The organism is Aeromonas sp. (assembly GCF_050633025.1).
Lineage (GTDB): Bacteria > Pseudomonadota > Gammaproteobacteria > Enterobacterales > Aeromonadaceae > Aeromonas.
In genome coordinates, this window is sequence record NZ_JBODRQ010000200.1 from 1 (window position 1) to 4,227 (window position 4,227).

A 4,227-nucleotide genomic window follows, 5' to 3' on the forward strand; every position below is an offset into this window, starting at 1 on the left:
AAAGGGTAAACAGCAGCAAAAAACCTGCCGTAGCGGCAATGCTGTTCAGATTGAGTGATTATTCATAAATGCGACTTGAGTTGGGGGGCAAGGCTGTTTCCTGTCAATCCTCCTCCAGCCTTTATCCAGCGTGGCTTGCAATAGAAAGAGGGAGGCATCAGGTCTCTCTCACTTTTTAGCCCTGATACTGCGTGGACTGGAACTCAAATTCTTTTAAGTGAACAGCATTGGCTCGATGAGCGAGCTTATCCCTTGTTCAAGGCGCCGGATTAATCAGCGAGGTGAGGATGTGATCCTCCCAGCGACCATTGATCATCAGGTACGCTCGCGCGAATCCCTCCCGCTCGAAACCGAGCCGCTCCAGCAGGGCGCCACTGCGCTGGTTGGCAGGCATATAGCAGGCCATGATGCGATGCAGATCATGCTCCAGAAACAGGTAATCAATAGCGGCAGTCAGGATCTCCTGCATCACCCCTAGCCCCTGATGCTGCTGGTCGATGGCATAGCCCAGATGACACGCCTTGAAGATCCCCATCATGATGTTGCTGAAGTTGCAGGTGGCGATCACCCGCTCACCCGCCGGATCGAGCGCCACCAGATTAACGTCGCTGCCGTTGAAGAACTGGCTGTAGCTATCCTGCAGCCGGCTATGCCAGTAAGAGAGGGTGTAAAAGTGTTCGTCTCGCAGCGGCTCCCACGGGGTAAGGTGGTCGCGATTGCGCCGGTAAAAGTCGAGGATCATCGGGGCCTGATCCGGCGACAGTATGGTCAGGTGGGTGCGGGCCGTCTTGATATGTGGCAGCGCCATCAGGACTCCCTCTGTCTTAGCCACTCATCGCGCAGCAGGCTGTAGTGGGCATGGTCCACAATCCGGTTGCCCAGCCGCTCTGCGCGCCGTGTCACCCCCTCAAGCTGCATCCCGAGCCGTTCACAAACAGCCCTGCTGGGCTCGTTATCAGTGGCGGCGCTGATCTCCACCTTCTCCATCCCCATCTCTTCGAAGGCGTGATGGATCAGGGCCTGACAGGCACGGGTGATGATGCCGTTACCCTGCCAGCGCTCCGCCAGCCAGTAACCGATGACCACCTTGCCAAGGTCGTGATCGATGCTGTTGTAACCTATGACCCCCACCACCTCCCCCTGATACTCGATGGCGGTGGTGAGCCCCTCGCCCCGGGCGAACTTCTCGATGGCACTGCGAATGAAGAGGGCGCTGTCGACGGGGCGCTGGATCAGTGGCGGCCAGGGTAGCCACTGGGAGAGGTACTCCCGGTTGTCATTGCAGAGGGCAAACAGTTCGCTCGCCATATCGGGCTGCAAGAAGAGCAGCGCAAGCTCGTCGTCCAACTGCCATGAAAACATGGGATTCTCCTTTCAAATCAGTGATCAAATCGCGAACCAGCCACCCAATGTAGCCAATCGTAACTGGCCGCGCCAACCCTTTTACACACCGGATACGCCCTTCTCGTTCACCCCTCGTTGCGCCAGCGCCTGGCCAGCGAGCGAGCGGTGGCCAGCACGGTTTCCCGGGCCGGGTTGGGCCGCTTGCCACCTCGCCACGCCATCATCACATCCCAATGCTCTTGCGGCAGATTGCGCACATCGAGCCTGACCAACCGCCCCACCTCCAGATCCCGCTTGATGGCCAGCTCCGGCATCAGGGTGATAAACCCGTGTTCCAGCGCCAGATCACGCGCCGCACTGGCGGGCTGCACCGCATGCAGGGGGCTGGCCGCCCTCCGTAGCCGCCGCAACTGCTGGATAAAGACGTCACACCCCGGCCCCCATACCTGAGGCGCCAGCTGCTGGTCGGCAATATCCTCCAGGGTGAGGCCGTGACAACCGGCCAGCGGATGCAACGGCGAGGCGATAGCGATGATGGGGGAGCAACAGAGCAGCTCCATCTGCAGGCCCGCAACCGGCGGACGCTTGAGCACAAAGCCGATATCGGCCTCGCCAGTCAGCAGCGACTGCATGATCTCGCCGGAGTGATCCGTGGTGCAGCGGATCTCGAACGGCTCATCCACCAGCTCCATCAATAGCGAGCCAAACACCACCGAAGTGAGGGATGGCAGGCTGGAGAGACGGATACAAGGCAGCGCAGGCGCCCCCTGCAGTGCCAGTCGCCCTTCACTCAGGGTGGCCAGCGCCGAGCGGGCGGCAGGGAGAAACTCCTCGCAGGCACGGGTCGGCGTCACCCCGCGCCGATGACGCTGAAACAGCGGCGCCCCTAGGCTCTCCTCCAGCTGGGCAATCCGCTGGCTCACCAGCGGCTGTGACCAGCCACGAATGGCCGCCGCCTGACTAAAGCTGCCCAGCTCGGCCACATCCAGCAGCAGTTGCAGATCGTCCAGATCCATAGACATAAATAATCCTGATATGAAATATAGGTAGTTGTCGTCTACCACTATATCTAAACCCTCTCCAGAATGAAGGTATCTGTGAATGAGAGGGCGTTATGGTCGATAGGGCGAGGTTTTGGGGACGCTGGTTTCTGGCGCTGGATACCACACTGGTGATCCTGGGTTTCTTTGTGGTGATGCCGATGATCAGCCTGCGCTTCGTCGATCAACTCGGCTGGGCAGCCGGTCTGGTGGGGCTGGCCCTCGGCCTGCGCCAGCTGACCCAGCAGGGGCTGGGGATCTTTGGCGGCTCGCTTGCCGACCGCTTCGGCGCCCGCCCGCTCATCGTCACCGGCATGTTGCTGCGGGCGGTGGGCTTCGCCACCCTGGCCTGGGCCGACAGCGGCGCCATGCTGATTTTCTCCTGCTTCCTCTCCGGACTGGGCGGTTGCCTGTTCGACCCGCCACGGGCCGCACTGGTGATCAAATTTACCCGTCCCCATGAACGGGGCCGCTTTATCTCACTGCTGATGATGCTGGAGAGCGCAGGCGCCGTCACCGGTGCCCTGCTCGGCAGCTGGCTGCTGCGCTTTGACTTCACCTACGTCTGCCTGCTGGGCGCCGGGCTCTTCACCCTGGCGGCCCTGTGCAACTGGACCCTGCTGCCCGCCTACCGCCTCTCGGTCAAACCGACTCCGATGCGGGAGGGGCTGGGGCAGGTGCTGGCGGATCGCGCCTTCTGCCGACTGGTGCTGATCTTAAGCGGCTATTACATGCTGTGGGTACAGGTGATGCTGATTTTCCCCATTCTGGTCAAGCAGCTCTCCGGCACCACCACGGCGGTGGGCTGGATGTACAGCCTGGAAACGGCGCTGTCGCTGGCGCTGCTCTACCCTATCGCCCGTTTCAGCGAGCGACGCTATCGGCTGGAGAGCCGACTGATGGCGGGTATCCTGCTGATGACGGTGGGGATTGGGCTGGTTGCGTTTGTCAGCACCCTCTCCGGCATCTTCGTACTGCTGGCCTGCTTCTATCTGGGGATCATCATCTGTGAACCGGCCCGGGAGACCCTGATGACCCGGCTGGCCAACCCCACAGCCCGCGGCAGCTACATGGGCTTCAGCCGCCTCGGACTGGCGCTGGGGGGCATGACCGGCTACGTGGGCGGCGGCTCCCTCTATGACTTCTCGCTGCAACAGGGACAACCGGCCCTTCCCTGGCTGGTGCTGGGCACCATAGGCGTCGCCACCATGTTGCTGCTGGTCCGCTGCTTCTCCCGCCGCCCGGAGCTGGCTATCAGAGCCGCCGCCTGACGAACCCCTGCCTACGGCAGCCCCGCCAACGGGGCTGCCGCTCACCCCATATTCTGCAAGTCATCACAGCAAAAGGTTGCGAATTACAACTTTTACGCTATTTTAGTTGTCATGCACAACTAAACAGGAAACCACGACATGGATCCCCGTCCCCTGCGCGCCCTGTCGCGCGATCTGGTTCGCGAACTCGGCATGCTCTCCCAGCAGTGCGGCAATCTGGCCCTCACCCCCATCGAGGCTCACCTGCTGATCGAGCTGGAAAACGCCCCGGCCACCAATCAGCAGCTGGCAGAAAAGCTGCACATCGACAAATCCAACGCCAGCCGTCCGCTGGCACGCCTCGCGGAGCGGGAGCTCATCAGCTGGCACCCGCACCCCTCCGACGGCCGCAGCAAGGAGGCCCGCCTCACCGTCAACGGTCAGGGGATGCTGCTGGAGTTGCACCGGGAGATGGACGGGGCGATGGAAGAGATGCTGGCGCAGTTGAGCCTGCCCGAGCGGGAGCAGCTGTGGCAAGGGCTGCGGCTCTATCGCAGCGCCCTCTCCCGCGCCCGTCGCCAGCGGGGCTACCA

General features: G+C 61.9%; 5 protein-coding genes. 2 read left to right on the forward strand and 3 right to left on the reverse strand.

All coding sequences use genetic code 11. From position 1 onward, the window contains the following. Positions 1–256: 256 nt before the first annotated feature. From ACRAUW_RS17045 to ACRAUW_RS17055, 3 genes are all read right to left on the reverse strand, one after another. On the reverse strand, positions 257–808 hold the full coding sequence (locus ACRAUW_RS17045; RefSeq protein WP_431363229.1) for a GNAT family N-acetyltransferase: 552 nt from the start codon (positions 806–808) through the stop codon (positions 257–259). Continuing rightward, the gene (locus ACRAUW_RS17050; RefSeq protein ID WP_005340529.1) at positions 808–1,362 is read right to left on the reverse strand and encodes a GNAT family N-acetyltransferase; all 555 of its coding nucleotides are present in this window, start codon (positions 1,360–1,362) and stop codon (positions 808–810) included. Before ACRAUW_RS17050 ends, ACRAUW_RS17045 begins: the two co-directional genes overlap by 1 nt. A 107-nt stretch (positions 1,363–1,469) precedes the next feature. Then, on the reverse strand, positions 1,470–2,366 hold the full coding sequence (locus ACRAUW_RS17055) for a LysR family transcriptional regulator (protein WP_431363230.1): 897 nt from the start codon (positions 2,364–2,366) through the stop codon (positions 1,470–1,472). Between the two features lie 92 nt (positions 2,367–2,458). Between ACRAUW_RS17055 and mdtH the strand changes: the two genes are divergently transcribed. After that, positions 2,459–3,655 carry a multidrug efflux MFS transporter MdtH gene (gene mdtH / locus ACRAUW_RS17060; protein WP_431363231.1) on the forward strand — a complete coding sequence of 399 codons (1,197 nt, stop codon included), beginning with the start codon at positions 2,459–2,461 and terminating at the stop codon, positions 3,653–3,655. A gap of 138 nt (positions 3,656–3,793) precedes the next feature. Further along, a partial coding sequence (locus tag ACRAUW_RS17065) for a MarR family winged helix-turn-helix transcriptional regulator (RefSeq protein ID WP_431363232.1) occupies positions 3,794–4,227 on the forward strand: 434 nt, incomplete at its 3' end.

What these genes read in the sequence shown, in the direction of transcription:
- ACRAUW_RS17055 (WP_431363230.1), bottom strand. Translation starts at nt 2,366, where the DNA reads ATGTCTATGGATCTGGACGATCTGCAACTGCTGCTGGATGTGGCCGAG.
- mdtH (WP_431363231.1), top strand. Translation starts at nt 2,459, where the DNA reads ATGGTCGATAGGGCGAGGTTTTGGGGACGCTGGTTTCTGGCGCTGGAT.
- ACRAUW_RS17045 (WP_431363229.1), bottom strand. Translation starts at nt 808, where the DNA reads ATGGCGCTGCCACATATCAAGACGGCCCGCACCCACCTGACCATACTG.
- ACRAUW_RS17050 (WP_005340529.1), bottom strand. Translation starts at nt 1,362, where the DNA reads ATGTTTTCATGGCAGTTGGACGACGAGCTTGCGCTGCTCTTCTTGCAG.